This window comes from Arthrobacter sp. TMN-49, assembly GCF_054511095.1.
Window position 1 is genome coordinate 1 of the sequence record NZ_JBTNDH010000057.1, and the last position, 16,775, is coordinate 16,775.

Consider the following 16,775-nt stretch of genomic DNA (forward strand, 5'->3'; position numbering starts at 1 on the left):
GCTTGAGACGACCACAGCAACACCAGCAGTACCTGGCCGTCAAGCAGTAGGAGACGGACACAGCAGGACCCGGAGGGCGTGGTCGTCGGACAGCTTGAGACGACCACAGCAACACCAGCAGTACCTGGCCGTCAAGCAGTAGGAGACGGACACAGCAGGACCCGGAGGGCGTGGTCGTCGGACAGCTTGAGACGACCACAGCAGTAGCAGTAATGGCAGTATGAGCAGTATCCGCAATAGCAATACCAGCAATATGTGGTCGTCGGACAGCTTGAGACGACCATGGCAACACCAGCAGTACGTGGTCGTCGACAGCTTGAGACGATCACAGCAACGCACCCTATGGGGCGGGCAAGGCAAGTGCATTTATATGCATCCCTTGCCCGCCCCGCACCTTTTTTAACTACGGATTGCGGCGACGCTTCTTTGATCGAAACCGGTCACCCTCGCCTTGCAAATCTTCCTTGAACCTGAGACTGAGGCTAGGGAATACCCAAAACGCCTCACCCTGGATCTAACCGAAGACCAACACCGAAAGTTCAAGATCTACGCGGCAACCCATGAACTGACCATGAATGAGATCCTGCGAACTTTCATTGACGGCCGTCCATAGACGACCGTCTCAGTTCCTTGACTGCATCCCTTTCAGAAAGCACTTTGGAGTGGAATGATGAGGAGCATGCAGCGCTACGAAGACCCTTTTGAACTGGGCTTCACGGCATGGAGCACCAAAGTGTTGTCCCCCGCCGGGGTTTTGGCCAAGGGCACCAAAATGTTGTGCAACAGGGTGGCGGTTCCGACTATATCGGCGTCAATGAGGACGGATTCAAGCCCCCTGGAACTCTTATCTGACCGATGGCCACCCTGCACAACACTTATTATGCCCAGGACCCTTATCAGGCGTCGATGTGTTCTTGGTATTTAGTGTGGGCGTCCCATTTCCAAGGAAGTGGGACACTTCCCCGGCGGGACTCCCCTGCTCAAGAAACATGCCGGGTGTGACTGTTAGCTTCATCTGGCGGTTTTTTGCAGCTTGATATGGCGGTTTTGAGTTATGCGAGCTGTGCCGCCGTGCGGGTCCGGGTTAGTGGTCGGCTCCGAGTTTTCCTGCCATGCGTTCGCGCATTTTGAGGCTGGCTGTGTTTAGCCCCTCGATTTCGACGGTCTTGCCGTATTTGGCGTATTTGGCGGTGATGGCATCCAGCGCGGCGATGGTCGAGGCGTCCCACAGGTGGGAGTTGTACAGGTCGATGACGATCCGCTCGGGGTCTTCGGCGTACTCGAATTGGGTGTAAAGCTCGTTGGATGAGGCGAAGAACAGCTCGCCGTTGACCTCGTACTTGGCAATTGTCTCACCGAAGTGTTCCTCGATACGCCGCTCCACGGTAACGAGGTGAGCGACGCGGTTGGCGAACAGGACCATGGCTGTGAGGACTCCGATCCCGACACCGATAGCTAGGTTGTGGGTCCAGACGGTGAAAATCACCGTGGCCAGCATGACGGTCGCCTCACTCTTGGGCATCATGCGCAAAGTTGCTGGTTTGATGCTGTGCCAGTCAAAGGTGGCCACGGAGACAAAGATCATCACGGACACCAGCGCGGCCATGGGTATCAGCTCCACAATATCCCCCAATGCAACAACCAGGACCAACAGGAAAAACCCTGCCAGGAACGTGGAGATGCGGGTACGTGCACCGGAAGCCTTGACGTTAATCATCGTCTGACCGATCATGGCGCAACCACCCATGCCACCGAAGAAGCCAGTGATGATGTTCGCGGCCCCTTGCCCCCAGCTCTCACGGGTTTTATGGGAATGAGTGTCAGTGACGTCATCGACGAGTTTGGCTGTCATCAACGATTCCAGTAACCCGACAAAAGCCATGGCCAGCGCGTAAGGAAAGAGGACCTGCAAGGTTTCAAAGTTCAGCGGAACGTTAGGCACAAACAGTGACGGCAGGCTCTCGGGCATCTCTCCCTTATCCCCCACCGTGGGTACGGCCAGCGATGCCAAGACTGCGATCAGAGTTAGGACCACAATGGCCACCAAGGGCGCTGGAATGGCCGTTGTAATTTTGGGCAGGCCAAAGACAATCAACAGGCCAAGGGCTGTGAGTGGATATACCAGCCATGTAACCCCTAGCAGTTCGGGAACTTGGGACATGAAGATCAGGATGGCCAGGGCGTTGACGAAGCCGACCATGACCTGGCGGGGAATGAAACGCATCAACTTAGCCACACCCAACAGAGCCAGCATGATTTGGAAGACTCCAGCCAGGATGACGGCGGCAACAAAGTAGTCCACCCCGTGGCTTTTAACCAAGGGAGCGATGACCAGGGCAATAGCGCCGGTCGCCGCAGAAATCATCGCGGGACGACCACCCAGGAAAGCAATGGATACAGCCATCGTGAAAGAGGCAAAAAGCCCGATACGCGGATCAACGCCAGCGATGATGGAAAAAGCAATCGCCTCAGGAATCAGGGCCAGTGCCACCACCAACCCAGCAAGGACCTCGGTCTTGAGCAGGCGAGGAGATTTCAGGGTGCGAAGAACGGACTGCCGTTCCTCCGGGGTCAGAACCTCGTGTTCTGCCGTTGTTTTCGTGGCCATTAATGGCTCCGTTCACAAAGAGAAGGAGAGCGCGCACGCGCTCAGTTACATAGAATCGTGGGGGTCGGCGCGTCCCTGCGCTAAGCAATGAACTACCTCGGCTAGGAATGGCCGAGCAATACACCGAACAACTTCAACTCTAACCTAACGTAAGGGTAGAGTTGGAAGTTGAGGGATGAAGGAGAATTTTATGACTGACACACCGGCAGCTGACACCGAGCAGACCATGCACATCGGTGATTTGGCTGACGCCACAGGACTCTCCCAACGCACGATCCGCCACTACGACGAAGTGGGACTTCTTCCCGCAACAACCCGCAGTGACGGGGGCTTTCGGATCTACACTGAGTCAGATTTGCAACGCATGCTGGTCATCCGGTCGATGAAACCACTGGGTTTCACACTCGAAGAAATGGGCGAACTCCTGGATACCGTAGACGCCCTGACCATCGACTCAGAAAACAACGACGCCAGGGAACTTCTTGCCCAATATGTCCAGCGCGCGCACGAGAAGCGCGACAAACTGGCTCTCAATCTCAAACGCGCCGACGCCTTCATCCAAGATCTCAACAACAAATAGCCCACCTTACTGCCCTAGTGGACCATGCTTCCTTGCACGAATCGTCCACACCAACTCAAACCCGGATTTGCCATGATGGACGGCTTCCTGGGTCTCCCCAGTCCGTGACGAATGGCTATCTTGGCACTGACAGAGCCAATGTAAGTCAGATGATGGCCGGGGATTTCTATAGTTTGCTTCTGATCTTTCATGCACGTTTTCGGCGCCGAGCCTATGCTTAAGTTGTTGCTTGTCCATTCCGTCAAAGGCGGACTCGAATGTCCCGCATCGTTTCGACCGGCTTGGCCAAAGTCGGCCTCTTGCTCAGCTACAAGGTCGCCCGCGCTACAGGCAACCAGCAAGCGGGCGGCGCCATCTTGGCAGCCTGCGGACTGGCCGCCTTCACCGCCTGGAAGAACGACGCCGGTACGGCCCGGGCAGTCGCCCTCACCGGCACATATATCGCAGCCTTCGGCGCGTCCCACCCCCTGGCTAAGAAGATCGGGGCGTGGCCGGCAGTATTCACTGTCACCGGGGTCATGGCGATAATCTCCATGGTCTTTGGCAGGCACCACAAGGAGTCCTAAGTTTTATAGTCGCTCCCCACCCGTTCCACTTCCAAGGAACTGGGACACTCCACCAGTGAGGCTGCGTCGGTCGTGAAACACGGTCATTTTCAGGAAGAGAGTGCACCAATTTCCTGCTGGAATAGACTCGAATCCAGCCGGAAATAGAGACTCTCGTGGACAGGCCCGGGCGCTCGAACATCGGACGGAAGAATGAAGGACTAAAGCATGGATGCAGCTCCCAAATTTGTCAGGTACCAGGCAACCCAATTGGATAAGCGTGGGATCTACGACGGGATATTCGGCTTGGCCAACAGACTGGCAAGAAACGGCCAGCTCAACGCTGAGGACTACCAATGGTTGCGGGACGCGAATGCCTGGTACGACGCCGCCTATGCCGACCCCAACCTGATAGACCCCACCGTCTACGACAGAACTCATAATCCGCACGCCCAAGCATGGTTCAAAACCAGCGCAACGCACCTTCTGGCCAGGGTTCCCGGTTACCTGAATCTGCTGGACCGCTACGGGACGCCATGGGAAGAACTCCGTTCGTCAGCCCCGGGGCATGTCCTCTACGAAGACGACGTTCAGGTTGTTGTGGACCCGCACCGCTGACCCGCCCTAACCAGGGATGGCCGGAGGACGCCAAAGCCGCCAACGAGTCCTAGCACCAGGCACAGGGGCTAACGCGGACGCTCGCCTAGCCGAACTGGCCCGCACTTTGAAGGTGCAGGGCTACACGCTCAAGGACACGGCCAAGGTGATGCACTGCGGAAGTAACCGTGTCCCAGTTCCAAGGAACTGGGACACTCCCCCGGCGGGACTCCCCCACCAAAGAAACTTGCCGGTATTCTGCGTAACCTGGCCGTCCCAGAAGTTATGTCACAAGTGGCTGTCGTTGCCTGCGTGCAGGGCTAGATTTCGGTACGGTGCAGTCATGGATATTGGATACGCGCGATATGTGGGCGTGAGACACGTCCGCTAGGCACTCTGTCTCATGCGCAACGCCACCTTTAGGTGCCTATCTATCTGAGGCTGTTTTGCCCTGGAATCTTTCAAATCGGCTCGTCCCCAGAGGCTGAGCTACATATTTGAGCGCCCTCTGGGCGCTGGTCCATATGCCAACGGTGACCGGCACAGCATGTGCGGGCGCATCACCAGGTCGGACTCCATTCCCAGTACGAGAATGACTCTTTCACACGCCCGGAGCCGTGAATTGTGGCTGGCACAAGCCGCTGAGCACCTGTCCGATGAATTGGCGCGGGGGAACATTAAAAGCCTGGCGGGGCGATACCCTGTCACCATGACTGATTACAGTGCCCTGCCCGTGTGTGAATTTGCTTTTCCCGGTCCTCTCCGGGACCAACTGGTTGCCGCCGTTCTGGACGGATCCAAGACCTCCACGACGGCCTTGCTCATTGGGTACGAGATTGATCAGGAAGATCTGCCCGTGGCCGGTTTGCAGGAAGTGGTCATTGACTCCGTCGGAACGCCAGTGGCCGTAATTGAGATGACGGAAGTACGCCATGCCCGGTTGGCCGAGGTAGGTCTGCAGCATGCCATCGACGAGGGCGAGGGCTTCACTACCGTCGACCAGTGGCGCGCGGGCCACGAGGAGTTCTGGCATTCGCAGGACCTGCGAGATGAAATGAACGACCCCCACTTCACGGTCAATGACGACACAGTGCTGGTGCTCCAGCGATTCAGACTCGTTGCGCGCTTGCCCTCGTGACCCAACCTTTAGCGGGCGACTGAGGGGTACCCAAGGAGGTCTGGGGTGAGTTCTTGGATAGTGTCAGTTCCGATTGCTGCCATGGTGGCGCGCAGCTCGGTTGTGAGGCGTCTGAGCGCGTGGGCCGCGCCGTCTTCGCCCCCGGTTGCCAGTCCCCACAGCACTGGCCGGCCCACGAAGACTGCGCGTGCGCCCATGGCCAGAGCGGCGGCGACGTGGTCCCCTGAACGTATGCCACTGTCTACGTAGACCTCGCAATCGTCACCAACAGCTTGGACGATTTCGGGAAGCGCCATGATCGACGTGATCGACCTGCCGACGCGGCGACCTCCATGGGTGGAGACCAGAATGCCGGCGGCTCCCGCGTCCACGGCCCTGCGGGCGTCGTCACCGCGCAGGATGCCCTTGACGACCACTTCGAGCCCGGTCCGTTCCCGTAGTTCGCGGATGATGTCCAATGAAAGGTTCTCCGCGCCCTCCGTGGCGCCCTCACTAACGCTGGCGAGGTCCTCGTCCAATAGGTTGGCCAACCGCTCTTTCCGCGGCGATTCGGGCCATAGTTGAGGGTCGATGGTTAGTTTGCTCGGGGCCAGTCGGGTTGTGTCGACGGTGAGGATCAGGGCTTTGGCGCCAGCAGCCGTAGCCCGGTCGGCCAACGCATTGGATAGGCCCTAGTCTTTCATAGCGTAGACCTGGAACCACCATGGCACGCCTTCGGCTGCGATCTGCTCGAATGGTACGGCCGTATTCGTCGATACTCCCAGAAGTGATCCGTTGCGACGTACTGCTCGTGCTGTTGCGATCTCGGCAAGGGGTGTTGCCGCGTTTTGGTGGGCCATCGGCGCGGCGAGAATTGGTGTTTCGAGCGGCACTCCCAGCACGGACGTGCGGGTCAGGCCCGTTGAGGTGTTGGTGAATGCCCGCGGTCGGAAGCGGACTGCATCCCACTGGAGTGCCGCGTCCCGGATGGATTCACCGCCGTCGGCCGTGCCGGAGAAGTATCCGTACACGTAGTCCGGGAGTTCCGCCTTTGCCGCACGTTCAAAGTCATCCAACCACGCCGCCATAATCTCCATCTGCATACTGCCTCACTCTTTCCAATCGTCCTCTTACGCATACTGCCATTGTTAGTTCAGAATGGCGGTCACATCACGGTTGGGAATGGCGGTATTCGCAGCCTCGAATGGGGAACGAGAAAGAGTATTCTTTGCTTTTGGGAGAGCCTCGCCGTCCCGAAAGGGGTGTCCCGTATAGACATTGGCAAAGTGTCCCGCAAGCCGGTCGTGTAACGGACGCTCGAATCAGAAGCAGGTCGAGTCTCGGCTACACGTGTGGCCGCCCTGTTTGGGAAAAGTTCTGCGTGAGGCAGGAATATCTATGACTTCAAGAGCCCCCAGACTGGGGCACGGAGTCTTTGCGATGGCAAGAACCATGTGACAAGAAGGCTTACCGAATACTCTGCACGTTGTCGCCCTTGGTGTGCTGGGACCGCAGAAGGAGAATCTCCTCGTGCTGTGCTGCCAGCCTTGATAGTGCAGCGGATTTGAAGTTCTCCATTTCATGGAGGGTTTGACCTGATCAAGACCGTTCTCGGCAAGCAAGATGTTAAAAGGTGGTCATCTTGCCATCACGAGCGTGATTTCTGTATGACTTGGTCGACTACTCGGTGTCGCCCCATTTGGGATCTCTTGTCACCAACATGACGACCGAGGACAGTTAGTCCGCCCTAGGACTCGACGACAGCACCAATGCCTGCCCTGCCCGAAGTGCCTGCGAGCGTGTCCCAACCACCGTCACAGGTCTAATCTTGATCCATGACTTCCTCAAGCCAGAGCTGGCCCTCGACCAGCGAAATATTCGGGCTGATCGTGGAGCAGGAACAGGCACCCAGCACTCCAGTGACCCTGGCGCCCGACCTCACCATTGCCCCACCTCATGGGGTGCTGTCACTCAGCCCCGAAGCTGCAGAGCGCTTCCATCGGACGGCGCCTACCGACACCAACCGCAAGGTCGCCATTCGCCTGTGGGTCATCGGGACAGGCATTTGCGAGATCTGCGAAACACCCATAGACATTCTGCTCCGCCACCCGCACCCTGCCAGCGCTCAAGTGGACCATGTCCTTCCGAAGTCCCATGGCGGTGGAGATCATTGGGGTAACCTGCGGGCCAGCCATCGCCAATGCAATATGGAGCGCAATGACGCCTTCGGCGAGCTCGAGTCGGCCAAGGCCCAACAGCTTCTGGTGGCGGCGATCTACAGGCATGAACACCCAGCTGATTTCCTTCCCCGTCAGATCGAACACGAACTCAGAATACTAGCGATGCTAGAAGCGTTCGTCGCCGAAACACGATCGGCTCAGCGACCGAAGACCAAGGGGTCGCCCGCTGTCCCGGTAGAGGTCCCCTGCGTGGCCTATTTCAGACCCGGACCAGCGGTGGCGTTGAGACATATGCTTGAACCATGGATGAGATCATGCGAGTGCGACGGCACGTCGACTTCACATCAACGGAACTTGAGGGGCTCAAGGCCCTATTCGATAGTGAATATCGAGAAGGATTCGGCCCGTGGAATCCGGATGCACCGTACGGCTATTCGCCCGCCGACACTCACGTCCTGGCGTTTCATGGCCAGGCGTTGACTGCACATGTGGGCTTTCAACGTCGCCTGATCGCCGTCGGCAACTCTGAAGCCGTGGTGGCCGGTACGGGAGGTGTCTTGGTCGATCAGCGCTCACGCGGGACCGGCCTTGGCCGTCGAGCAATGCGACACGCTCAAGAGGTCATGCGTGATGACAACGGGATCGACTTTGGATTTCTCGGATGCCGCAGCGAAGTCGTACCGTTTTATGAGTCAGCGGGGTGGGTCCGGGTCCGCGCCACGGAACGCTGCTTATCCCGTGTGGATCAAACATCCATCGTCGAGTCACAGGGAGGACCGATCCTGATCTGCTCGGCCAAACGTGATGTGAATGAGTGGCCGACAGGTAACATCGATCTTCGCGGCACGCCCTGGTAACTGGGCCGTCTCGTAGAGCGTTCCGCATACGGCTGTTCCCGCGCCGTGCTGTCGTCTATGGAAACTGACACCTCTGAAGCCATATGATCGCGACATGACTAATCCACTTCCACCATCCGCGCAGCCCCTGTCAGAGGTCGAGCGGGAACTCGTTGACCTGGCGAGAGAGACTATCGACGCAACCACCGACGCCGGTCCCGGTGAAGATGGTATTCACACCATGGGTGCTGCCGTGCGGGCCTCCGACGGGCGGATGTTCGCGGGGGTGAATCTCTACCACTTCACAGGCGGACCGTGCGCAGAATTGGTCGCGCTCGGGGCTGCGCGCGCAGCGGGGGCGACAGAACTGACTCATATTGTGGCAGTGGGGAACCACAGCCGTGGCGTGAAGAATCCGTGCGGCCGTGACCGGCAAATCCTTGCAGACCACTACCCTCAGATACGTGTCGTTATGACGTCAACAGCAGGCTCAGTGAGCATTCTCGCTAGCGATCTGCTGCCACTTGGCTACGATTACAACGCCGAACAGCTCTAACCCAGAATCCCTGCCCCGCAGGAGGTTCCCGATGCGGGGCCCTAAATGCACTGCCGATCAAGGATCTGCGCGTCCCCGTGGCCGTAGTCGTGGTTCATGCTCCATAGAATGAAGGCATAATCTTCTCCGTGGTACTTCTCCTAGCCTGCTACGTTCTGTTGATCAATGTCATCGTCCGGTGCGCTGATGGCCGCATTGGCGTCAACGGTTTGGCCGGCATTCGGATACCTTCAATCATGGCAACCGAACAGACATGGATCGCCGGTCACCAGGCCGCTAAAACTCCGTCTCTGACAGGCATCTATGGCGCCATAATCTTCCTACTTCCAACCCCTTCCGTGCCGGGGGAAACACTGCAGGCAATGTTCCTGCTCGGATCGTGCATCATCATGCTCATCGGCATCATTGTCGGAACGTTCGCAGGATCGAAAGCAGCAAAACTTGTCCTAGCGGCACAGTACTAACACCGACAACTCTCGATCGGGAGCAAACATATCCCGGTAGACGTTCCACATGTGGGGTGGTGAATACCGGAAATATATTCGCACAGGATGATCGCATCATTATCTTGTACTGGCCTTGGGCTAGCTGCAGGTTAGCGCATCTGCAATGCCGTGGGCGTGGCCGAGGAGAACTTGATCTTGCCCCTCCGCGGCGACGCACTGGAGGCCAAAGGGTATTCCACCCGCGGGATTCGGGGCTGGCAGGCTCATTGCCGGCAATCCTGCGAAGCTGAACGGTGCGGACATCACCGCATCTCCGGTTGAGGACAGACCGCGAGGTGCGAGCCCTGGTGCGCTCGGCGTCACCCAAATGTCGATTCCATTCATGCTCATCGTGGCCGCTATTTGGTCACAGAAGGCAGCACGCCAGTTACCGGCCTCTTGATACTCGCGTTCAGTGATGACTTGGCCGTCACGGATAGCCGCCGCCGTCGATGGGTGGTAAAGAGCAGAGTATTCCCGCCACCAGGCGGCGTGAACTTGGGCCAGTTCGAACCGCTGGAAGGTGAATAGATTGTGGTGAAGAACTTGAATGTCGGCTGTAAGTGACGCCTCACGAATCTCGTACCCTGCTGCACGAAGTAAGTTCAAATGGTATCGGAAGGCTCGCAGTCCTTCTGCCGACGCTGAGCCGAGATAGTTTTCTGTTGGTACCCCGAGGATAGGAAGCCCTTCAGATGAACGTGCGTTGTCCCTCCAATTGCAGAGCACGCCTGCTGCGAGCTCGATGGAGGCAAGATCGGAAGCGAATAGTCCAACGGTGTCCAGTGACGGCGAGTTGGCGATGACTCCATCCGTAGGAATTGCTCCCCAGGTGGGACGGAATCCCATCACGCCGCAGAATGCTGCCGGTCGAATGATGGACCCCACAGTCTGAGTTCCAACGGCAACAGGCACCATCCCAGCAGCGACAGCTGCGGCTGATCCGCTGCTCGATCCGCCAGGTGTTCTCATGAGGTCTTTGGGGTTCCGGGTGGGGCCGGGTGCAGAGACTGCAAATTCGGCGGTCACAGTCTTGCCCGCCACGATCGCTCCGGCCTCTTGTAACCGATTGACAAGGGTGGCCTGTGGGCCGGCAAGCGCCTTCGGCGGCAAGGCAGAACCGGCTCGAGTTTCGAGTCCGTCAACACGGATGACGTCTTTCACGCCAATGAGCGCACCCCGAAACACCCCTGAAGATCGATCAAGAGCTGCAATGCCGTGAATCCGGCTTGACCGACCGGGCTCAGGCACGAAGGCACGAACAAAACGGTCGTACTCATCAATCGCAGCTAGTGGCGACAACTGCCCCTTGCTCAATTCGTAGTCGTCTGGCTCGTGGAGAAGCGAAATTGGCCGAGGAAAAGTGTTCATGCACCATAGTCCCCCACTTACTCCAGAGCCGGCACTGGCCCAACCAGAAATTCCCGCGGAAGGTTCCACTCCGGAATGTGCTTCTTATTCAGCCGCGGGAAGTTAGCGAAACCGCGCGAAGACACGAATACGTTCTGGGGTGAAGTTTGCGCCTTCAGTAAGTCCCATCGACTCATAAAAGGCCCGCTGCTGCGGCTGATCGTCCGTAATGAGGACCGTCTGCCTCACGTGCTGATACCTCTCCACGACTTGAGCGAACAACCCGCGGCCCACACCGGCTCCTTGAAAATCCGGATTTACCAGAATGTCCTGGACGTAGCAGATCGTTGCATCGTCGGAGATGGCCCGGGCCAAGCCGATGAGCCGCCCATCTTCGCTCCAGGCCGTGACGACAAACGACGAACTCTTTATCGCCCGGCAAAGCAGTTCAGGCTTGCTGGCGTACGCCGACCAGCCCACGGATTCGTAGAGTGCAAGCACTGCATCGTCGGAAATGACGGCGGAGGTGGATAGACGAAATAGCGACATCGGATCAGTGTTGCACAGCATCATGACCAAATAGGGATTTCGGAGCCAGCTAGGAGGATGAGTCCCGCTAAGCGTTCGGCTATCGGGCCGCAGAACAGGGCCGCCTGTTACAACCGAGACATGCTCAGATGCAACGTAAACCGGTTAGACGCACCGATTTTCGATTCTGTCGCGGGAACCTGACAGAGTTAGCGCATGGATATCACTTGGTTGCTCGTAGTTTTACTACTCATCGTCCTCTTCGCGAGCATCAGCATCGTCGGTGCGTTGCATCGGATTCGTGATGCGAGCGAAAAAGCTCTCGCGATACTTGAGGACCAGTCTGCTCGACAGGCCAAAGAGAGCTCGTCCCAGTAGCCGTTGGCGAACTATCGCTGATTGATCATGTCCTGGCTCTGATGGCCCGGCGCTCCGAGGAACGACCGGCTTGCGGGACATCAGAGGGTTTTGGAAGATTCGGAGTTGGTAGTAGCTAGTGTTGCGGCCTGCCATAGGTGCATGCTCGCGTAGGAACGCCAGGGTGACCATTGGGTCGCCCTGTCTGCCAAGGCCCGATGGTTGGTTGCCTTAGGGGTGTCGTGTTTGAGTATTCCGATGTTCTTTGCTCCGGCTATGAGGGCAGCGTCGCCGTATAGCCAAGCGTCCGGATCTCCCAGAACGCGCATGGCAATGTAAGAGGCTGTCCAATCGCCGATCCTAGGCCAGCTGATTAGTTGTCCCCGTAGCCTGTCTGCATCTACGCCTACATCGACTGTCAGCTCCCCGCTCTGCATGGCATGACAAATTGCTAGTAGGGCACGGATGGCTTGACCCGGTAGTCGAAGCGGACGATCCGGATCGAGTGGTTCATCGGCTGCGGGTTCAGGTAGGGCGGTGATGATCTGCTCAATCGTGGGGAAGAGTCTTGTGAGGCCGGGGATGCTTGAAACGTACGTCGAGCCGGAATGTGCTGCAAACCGCCCTAGATGCGTACGAGCTGCCGCGACGGAAATTTGTTGCCCTACGAGTGCGCGTACTACCAGTTCATGTGGATCGACCGCACCAGGAACCCGAATTCCCGGGGTTCGCTCGACTAGTTGAGCTAGCTCAGGGTCATGGCGCAGCGCCGTGTCCACGGCGACAGGATCGGCATCGAGATCGAGCATGCGTCGCACACGGGCAATGGCGGGAGCGACATCGGAAAGAGTAACTAACTCAAGACGGGCACAGACACGCCATGAGGTTTTCTTGATGCGGGTAGCCGTCACTTCTACAGCGCCAGCGCCCCCTGGAAGTATCAGTGTGCGGGCATAACTCAAATGGTCTCGGGTTCTAAGGTCGGCAACTTCCATGCCGTTCACGGCACGGGCCGCAAGGAAGTGGAAGACTCCCAGCGCATCGAATGGCTGTCGAACCGGAAGGTCAATTTTTAGCCGTACCTTCAAAGAAGATGGGGTGGCCGCCGCATCTGGGAGTCCTTCTGCTTGCAGTGGCTTCCGGAATCGGACCCGCAACTCGTTAGGACTTGCAGCGAAAACTTCCTGGATGGTGATATTGAACTGCCGTACGGAACCAAATCCTGCCGCAAAAGCGACGTCTGCTAGTGCCAAGTCACTGTCCACAATTAGGGCCCGAGCAGATTGGGCACGACGTGCCCGGGCAAGTGACAGCGGGCCAGATCCGAGCTGCGATATTAATACTCGGTGGATGTGGCGGGCGCTGTAGCCGAGGCGGGAAGCGAGCCCGTCCACTCCTTCACGGTCCACAGTGCCATCGAGAATGAGCCGCATGGCTCGAGCTGCGAGATCATGCCGAAGGTTCCACTCCGGAGTTCCGGGCGTCGCTTCTGGAAAACAGCGTTTGCAGGCCCGAAACCCCGCTGTTTGAGCCGCCGCCGACGTTGGATAGAACGTCACGTTCTCCGGTTTAGGAGTTCGTGCCGGACATGATGGACGGCAGTAGATGCCGGTGGAGGAAACGGCCGTGAAGAACTGACCATCGAAACGTACGTCGCGTGCGTCGATCGCACGGTATCGCTCCATGAACAACGAGTGCCCCAAAGTGCACAAAGAATACTTTCCACGCGGCGGTATTTGACGCTGGTCAGTCTTCACTGATTTCATCCTGGTGGTCGGTAGATTAGCGCGTTGAAGAAGGTTCAAACAAATCGTTGAGCGTGCCGTAGTCGAGGCAATCGGTGACACTGTCATAGGTTCCGACAGTGAATAGCTCTGCTGCCGCGCGGTGGGCAATTGCGTAGGCGGCCTGCGCTACACCAGATCCTAGACTGACCCGTGCCACTCCAAGCCTACCGAGTTCGCTGACCGCGAGTGACCCTGGTCCAACCATGACGTTGACAGGAACCGAGACGCCTTCCACGAGCGCACCGATAACAGCGCCGCTACTTGCACCTGGCACGAAGATACCGTCTGCCCCGGCGTTCACATAGAGACCAGCGCGCTTGAGTGCGTCCTCAATCTGCTCTTCCTCCGTACCGTTGCCGAACAGAAACACATCTGTCCGTGCATTAATAAACAGTTCCATGCCGAGATGGTTAGCAGCCTTTCGTGCGGCAACGATTTTTTCCGCGAACTGCTCTGGGGTTGAGTTCCCGTCCTCGATGTTAATTCCGACGGCCCCGGCATTGAGAATTTCGGTTACCGTCAGTGAAACGCCTTCTGGTGAATCGGCGTAGCCACCTTCGATGTCAGCGGTGACGGGTACTTTGACGGCTTTGACGATCCGAGCGACGGCATCCACTGCGCGTGCTCGGTTAAGCTGGTTTCCATCAGGTATACCCAGGGACCACGCCACCCCAGCGCTCGTCGTCGCGATAGCTTGCGCACCGGCGGCCTCAGCGATCAATGCACTGGCAACGTCCCATACATTGCTTAGTCTCAGAGGCTGGTGCGCCTTATGAAGGGAAGAAAAAAGGGTGGTTTTGTGATTGCTCGTCTTATTCATTACCTCAGTACACCAAATGAAGTCGCGTCCGTCTGGCGGGAATCAGACCTCACCAGTAGAAGACCGCAGCGCAAATAATGGATGAAGTAACTGAAGACGTCCCGAACGTAATAATCTAGTGAAGTGTGTCCCGCAGGAGGTTGCCTCCTAGGGGCGTACGTGACGCACCGGGCCGGCTCAGTAAGGAACAATGGTCGAAGTTCCAATCAGGAGGCAGAAGCTTTGAAAAGGTTCTATGTTGCGTCGAGCTTCAGGAATATCGTCAACGTCCGGTACGTCGCGCAAACCTTGGAAAGCAAGGGCTACGTCAACACGTACGACTGGACCCAGAACGCGTCGGCGCGCGATGCGGGTACAGTCACGCTCGGTGATCTGCGCTCCATCGGGCAGCATGAGAGAGATGCAGTGATAGGTGCCGACGTCGTCGTAATCCTGCTTCCAGGCGGGAAGGGCACGCATGTTGAGCTTGGCATCGCGATCGCTCAAGGCAGAAGGACAATCCTGCATTCGCCGGACGAAGTCATCAACAACCTTGAGACCACCAGCACGTTCTACCACCTACCTGAGTTGGAGAAGTGCCACGGCACTCTAGACGACCTCTTAGCTATGATCGTCGGCCGAGACGTGACCGTTGCCGCCGTCTGACTCGATTCGTGTCGCAGTGAAGGTTCGTTCACCGGGATGCGTTAGCCGGAGACCTTCGATAGTTCTTCTCGAAGGTCCGTTGCGGAAGTATGAAGTATGGTCCTGAAGCCTAGACTCCGCGCGGTAGCGATATTCGCCTCGTTGTCGTCGATGAACACCACATCCTGTGGACGGGCGTTTAGATCAGCCACAACATGATCAAAAATCCTCCGGTCCGGTTTCGCCACACCTAGCATCCCGCTGAAGTAAAGATTCGAAAAATAGTTTGTCCAGGATGCTTCAGTGAGGTGTCGCTCCGCCATTTGAACTGGCATGTTTGAAAGGAGAGCTACGCTCGCGTGCTCGATCTGCAAAGTCTCCAACACCGATAGCGTGCTCCCATTTAGGTGGGACCATTGAGCCGAATCAAGACTTTCTAGCAAATCGATCTCCGCCGCCGTGACCGGTCGGCCTAAAACACTTGGCCAATACTTCTCCGGGCTCAATTGCCCGGAGTCAAAGCCGTCCCTGCTAGTCCAGTAGGGGCTCGTTTTCGGCTTGAGGTCCAATCCTGTTACTCGTTCCATGGCCTGCCAGTCGCTTGGCTCAGGGGCGGTTGAGACCACCATTCCATAATCGAAGAGATACCAGAGGTCCGAACGAGATGCAGCTGTCATGAATTCAGACTAACGCTGATCTGGCAGCAGCCCTTCCCTAACCATGACAACCACTCGTCTACGTCGCACTTCCATGCGAACAACGAGATTCGTTCAGGTCCCCAAGCGGGATCCTCCGAGTGTCCCGAGGACGTTCCGCTTACGGGGCGCTTTGCCACCAGAAGAGTGTTGCAGAGCGCTGGATCGGTAAGGATCAGTGAGAATAGGGCTATGCCCCACCCCAACGACATCGTGACGTTTCACGAACCACCTGTTCCCGAAGGGCAATCCCCCTATGTTCCTGGCGCCGGACCATCACTGAATTTCGACATAGTCGATTGGAGTGATGCATGGCCAGGGCAATTCCAATTGCTCGCAAAGAAGATCGAGGATGCTCTGGGCTGGCGCGCGCTGGTCATCGAACATGTTGGTTCGACGTCCGTTCCAGACCTCCCCGCCAAACCGATTATCGACATTGACCTGATCGTCGCCGACCCAAACGATGAGGCGTCATACATTCCAGCACTTGAACGTGCCGGTTTCGAACTACGGGTTCGGGAACCCTGGTGGTTTGGACATCGCGTCCTGCGCCACGTGGATCCGCCTTGCCACCTGCACGTCTTTGGCTATGACAGTCCCGAGCTAATCAAGCATCGAATCTTCCGCGACTGGCTTCGTGCCAATCCTGACGATCGCGTTCTCTACGCAGACACCAAGCGTGCGGCGGCAGCGTTGTCACGGGCCGCCGGCGAACATTCCATGCAGTACAACGCCCGCAAGGAACTCGTCATCAAAGAGATTTACCGTAAAGCGTTCATCGCCACAGGTCTACTCAAGGGATAGCCACAAAGTTCGATTCACGATGGCAGGGAGCGCCCCAGGTCCAATGACGTGGGACACTCCCCCCATGAAAATATCTCCGTCCTGGGCTTAATCCTAGCCACAAAGGACGGGCGAATCCCAGCAGGCGGGGCGGCTGGACATTCCAACCGATATTGCTTCGTCGGATAAGCGGTCTAAATTCTCCGACCCAATACCGGGGTTAGCCTGAATTAGTGGACACCCGAGTTAGCGGGATTATCGATCCTGCTGAGAGGATGTCAGTGATGTCAGAACAGAAAAGTCAACGTCGTAGTTTTACGGATGACT

15 protein-coding genes and 2 pseudogenes are annotated in these 16,775 nt (G+C 57.4%); 10 read left to right on the top strand and 7 right to left on the bottom strand.

Annotation, left to right across the window (positions count from 1 at the left end):
* Positions 1-1,084: 1,084 nt before the first annotated feature.
* Positions 1,085-2,608 (bottom strand): SulP family inorganic anion transporter, encoded by a 1,524-nt coding sequence (locus ACX80E_RS16680; protein ID WP_459303186.1) that lies wholly within the window; start codon positions 2,606-2,608, stop codon positions 1,085-1,087.
* A gap of 190 nt (positions 2,609-2,798) precedes the next feature.
* Between ACX80E_RS16680 and ACX80E_RS16685 the strand changes: the two genes are divergently transcribed.
* From ACX80E_RS16685 to ACX80E_RS16700, 4 genes are all read left to right on the top strand, one after another.
* Entirely contained in the window at positions 2,799-3,188 is a 390-nt protein-coding gene (locus ACX80E_RS16685; RefSeq protein ID WP_459303187.1) for a MerR family transcriptional regulator, read from the top strand.
* Between the two features lie 257 nt (positions 3,189-3,445).
* Positions 3,446-3,754: a hypothetical protein gene (locus ACX80E_RS16690; RefSeq protein WP_459303189.1), complete on the top strand. Its 309-nt coding sequence runs from the start codon at positions 3,446-3,448 to the stop codon at positions 3,752-3,754.
* Positions 3,755-3,961: 207 nt separating this feature from the next.
* Positions 3,962-4,351: a hypothetical protein gene (locus tag ACX80E_RS16695; protein WP_459303190.1), complete on the top strand. Its 390-nt coding sequence runs from the start codon at positions 3,962-3,964 to the stop codon at positions 4,349-4,351.
* 688 nt (positions 4,352-5,039) lie between these two features.
* The gene (locus tag ACX80E_RS16700; protein WP_459303191.1) at positions 5,040-5,468 is read left to right on the top strand and encodes an ASCH domain-containing protein; all 429 of its coding nucleotides are present in this window, start codon (positions 5,040-5,042) and stop codon (positions 5,466-5,468) included.
* 8 nt (positions 5,469-5,476) lie between these two features.
* On the opposite strand, the pseudogene ACX80E_RS16705 reads toward ACX80E_RS16700, so the two are convergent.
* Positions 5,477-6,550: pseudogene (locus ACX80E_RS16705) on the bottom strand (alpha-hydroxy acid oxidase).
* Positions 6,551-7,282: 732 nt separating this feature from the next.
* Between ACX80E_RS16705 and ACX80E_RS16710 the strand changes: the two are divergent.
* From ACX80E_RS16710 to ACX80E_RS16725, 4 genes and pseudogenes are all read left to right on the top strand, one after another.
* Positions 7,283-7,603, top strand: a pseudogene (locus ACX80E_RS16710) (hypothetical protein); the annotation flags it as partial.
* Between the two features lie 326 nt (positions 7,604-7,929).
* Positions 7,930-8,484 (top strand): GNAT family N-acetyltransferase, encoded by a 555-nt coding sequence (locus ACX80E_RS16715; RefSeq protein WP_459303192.1) that lies wholly within the window; start codon positions 7,930-7,932, stop codon positions 8,482-8,484.
* Between the two features lie 94 nt (positions 8,485-8,578).
* Positions 8,579-9,019: a cytidine deaminase family protein gene (locus ACX80E_RS16720; RefSeq protein WP_459303193.1), complete on the top strand. Its 441-nt coding sequence runs from the start codon at positions 8,579-8,581 to the stop codon at positions 9,017-9,019.
* 128 nt (positions 9,020-9,147) lie between these two features.
* Positions 9,148-9,483 (top strand): SdpI family protein, encoded by a 336-nt coding sequence (locus ACX80E_RS16725; protein WP_459303194.1) that lies wholly within the window; start codon positions 9,148-9,150, stop codon positions 9,481-9,483.
* 120 nt (positions 9,484-9,603) lie between these two features.
* On the opposite strand, the gene ACX80E_RS16730 is transcribed toward ACX80E_RS16725, so the two are convergent.
* From ACX80E_RS16730 to ACX80E_RS16745, 4 genes are all read right to left on the bottom strand, one after another.
* Positions 9,604-10,875, bottom strand: a complete 1,272-nt coding sequence (locus ACX80E_RS16730) for an amidase family protein (protein ID WP_459303195.1) — start codon at positions 10,873-10,875, stop codon at positions 9,604-9,606.
* Positions 10,876-10,977: 102 nt separating this feature from the next.
* Positions 10,978-11,403: a GNAT family N-acetyltransferase gene (locus ACX80E_RS16735; protein ID WP_459303196.1), complete on the bottom strand. Its 426-nt coding sequence runs from the start codon at positions 11,401-11,403 to the stop codon at positions 10,978-10,980.
* A 437-nt stretch (positions 11,404-11,840) separates the two neighbouring features.
* On the bottom strand, positions 11,841-13,424 hold the full coding sequence (locus ACX80E_RS16740; RefSeq protein WP_459303202.1) for a DNA-3-methyladenine glycosylase 2 family protein: 1,584 nt from the start codon (positions 13,422-13,424) through the stop codon (positions 11,841-11,843).
* Between the two features lie 97 nt (positions 13,425-13,521).
* Positions 13,522-14,346, bottom strand: coding sequence for an isocitrate lyase/PEP mutase family protein (locus ACX80E_RS16745; RefSeq protein WP_459303197.1), 825 nt, complete (start codon positions 14,344-14,346; stop codon positions 13,522-13,524).
* 159 nt (positions 14,347-14,505) lie between these two features.
* Between ACX80E_RS16745 and ACX80E_RS16750 the strand changes: the two genes are divergently transcribed.
* Complete coding sequence (locus ACX80E_RS16750) at positions 14,506-14,991, top strand: hypothetical protein (RefSeq protein WP_459303198.1); 486 nt, start codon at positions 14,506-14,508, stop codon at positions 14,989-14,991.
* Positions 14,992-15,032: 41 nt separating this feature from the next.
* On the opposite strand, the gene ACX80E_RS16755 is transcribed toward ACX80E_RS16750, so the two are convergent.
* Positions 15,033-15,647: an HAD family hydrolase gene (locus ACX80E_RS16755; protein ID WP_459303200.1), complete on the bottom strand. Its 615-nt coding sequence runs from the start codon at positions 15,645-15,647 to the stop codon at positions 15,033-15,035.
* Between the two features lie 210 nt (positions 15,648-15,857).
* On the opposite strand from ACX80E_RS16755, the gene ACX80E_RS16760 reads away from it, so the two are divergent.
* Positions 15,858-16,469 carry a GrpB family protein gene (locus tag ACX80E_RS16760; protein ID WP_459303201.1) on the top strand — a complete coding sequence of 204 codons (612 nt, stop codon included), beginning with the start codon at positions 15,858-15,860 and terminating at the stop codon, positions 16,467-16,469.
* Positions 16,470-16,775: the final 306 nt, after the last annotated feature.

What these genes read in the sequence shown, in the direction of transcription:
- ACX80E_RS16680 (WP_459303186.1), bottom strand. Translation starts at nt 2,608, where the DNA reads ATGGCCACGAAAACAACGGCAGAACACGAGGTTCTGACCCCGGAGGAA.
- ACX80E_RS16685 (WP_459303187.1), top strand. Translation starts at nt 2,799, where the DNA reads ATGACTGACACACCGGCAGCTGACACCGAGCAGACCATGCACATCGGT.
- ACX80E_RS16690 (WP_459303189.1), top strand. Translation starts at nt 3,446, where the DNA reads ATGTCCCGCATCGTTTCGACCGGCTTGGCCAAAGTCGGCCTCTTGCTC.
- ACX80E_RS16695 (WP_459303190.1), top strand. Translation starts at nt 3,962, where the DNA reads ATGGATGCAGCTCCCAAATTTGTCAGGTACCAGGCAACCCAATTGGAT.
- ACX80E_RS16700 (WP_459303191.1), top strand. Translation starts at nt 5,040, where the DNA reads ATGACTGATTACAGTGCCCTGCCCGTGTGTGAATTTGCTTTTCCCGGT.
- ACX80E_RS16715 (WP_459303192.1), top strand. Translation starts at nt 7,930, where the DNA reads ATGGATGAGATCATGCGAGTGCGACGGCACGTCGACTTCACATCAACG.
- ACX80E_RS16720 (WP_459303193.1), top strand. Translation starts at nt 8,579, where the DNA reads ATGACTAATCCACTTCCACCATCCGCGCAGCCCCTGTCAGAGGTCGAG.
- ACX80E_RS16730 (WP_459303195.1), bottom strand. Translation starts at nt 10,875, where the DNA reads ATGAACACTTTTCCTCGGCCAATTTCGCTTCTCCACGAGCCAGACGAC.
- ACX80E_RS16735 (WP_459303196.1), bottom strand. Translation starts at nt 11,403, where the DNA reads ATGTCGCTATTTCGTCTATCCACCTCCGCCGTCATTTCCGACGATGCA.
- ACX80E_RS16740 (WP_459303202.1), bottom strand. Translation starts at nt 13,424, where the DNA reads ATGGAGCGATACCGTGCGATCGACGCACGCGACGTACGTTTCGATGGT.
- ACX80E_RS16745 (WP_459303197.1), bottom strand. Translation starts at nt 14,346, where the DNA reads ATGAATAAGACGAGCAATCACAAAACCACCCTTTTTTCTTCCCTTCAT.
- ACX80E_RS16755 (WP_459303200.1), bottom strand. Translation starts at nt 15,647, where the DNA reads ATGACAGCTGCATCTCGTTCGGACCTCTGGTATCTCTTCGATTATGGA.
- ACX80E_RS16760 (WP_459303201.1), top strand. Translation starts at nt 15,858, where the DNA reads ATGCCCCACCCCAACGACATCGTGACGTTTCACGAACCACCTGTTCCC.